The sequence below is a fragment of the Planococcus sp. APC 3906 genome, assembly GCF_030407685.1.
In the GTDB taxonomy this organism is placed as follows: Bacteria; Bacillota; Bacilli; order Bacillales_A; family Planococcaceae; genus Planococcus; species Planococcus koreensis.
In genome coordinates, this window is record NZ_JASDCW010000071.1 from 1 (window position 1) to 1,174 (window position 1,174).

At 44.5% G+C, this 1,174-nt stretch carries 1 protein-coding gene; it reads right to left on the reverse strand.

Features of this window, described 5'->3' with window-relative positions:
• Positions 1-54 precede the first annotated feature (54 nt).
• The coding region (gene istA, locus QMA09_RS17025) for an IS21 family transposase (protein ID WP_290213994.1) at positions 55-1,174 on the reverse strand (1,120 nt) is incomplete at its 5' end.

Consider the following 1,174-nt stretch of genomic DNA (forward strand, 5'->3'; position numbering starts at 1 on the left):
GTCATTTGCTTCAACTTTAGGTACTCTAAATTTTGAACAAGTTGCTGATAGGTATTAGTCATGCTTGTACACCTCACCGATCGCTGCCAGATTTCCTTTAGCTAATTCCTCGATGTTCGGATAATCGGGAAGGGCTTGGCCTAAACTCTCTTGATAGTGGGCCGGTTTGTAGTTCAGAGGCGACTGACTAATGGGATGCTGGACAAGCAGCTCTGTGTTATCATACACATATAGTTGGTCATCATATGTTTGTAGACCTACGGTCTTTCCTTGATACTTGGCTGGTACCGAGTAGTGTTTTCCTTTATAAGGAACCATATTTGAAGGGTTGACCTTTACAAGCGTGTGATTGATCTGATAAGAATCTCTTATTTGTTTCCGTGGTAGGGGCAATAAGAGGTTCTTTTCTTGTTTTAGCGCAAATACGGGTATTTTGTGCGTCCCTTGATGAAACGATTGATTGATCCGTTCGCATAGCTTTTGCACAAATTGATGCAGCTCTTCCAAGTTGAACTTGCCTTGATAGGCATGGATTTCATCCAAGTATTTCATCGGTGCTTCCACTTTGCCTTTCGTATTCGGTTTTCCGGCAATGCAGGGATGTACTTTGAATCCGTAGTCTTGCGCAAATTGGGCGAACTTCGCATTGACCTTTCCCTTGGAATAACGGGTACGGGAATCGTCCATGACGGTTTTCATGTTGTCGGTGACAATCACTTTCGGCACACCGCCAAAGGTTTCAAACGCATCGTTCATAAAGGAAAAGAGAACGGCTTGTGATTTGGAGATGCTTAGGTGAAAAGCGCGGAATCGCGAATAAGAAAGCAAGAGGACAGCGACGTTGATGTAGACGACTTCTCCGTCCTTGGTTTCATAGGGCAGGTTTTCTTTCCAGTCCAGTTGGGCTTGTTCCCCGGGAGGGGTCTCAAAACGTGCACTCGATTCGAGGGGCACCGTTCGTTTCCCTTCCTTGAAATAGGCATTGAATTCAGGTGTTCGTTGAATATATGCACGGAAAGTCGATTGTCCGCATTTCAATCCGTGATTGTCTTTCAAGTATTGCCAGAGAATCCGTTTGTAATAGAAAACCTGTTTGGATTCGACGGATAGAAGAAGCGAAATGACTTCGTAAAATTCGTCGATTTGGGAGGCTTTCTTCTTGGTTTTGGATGGC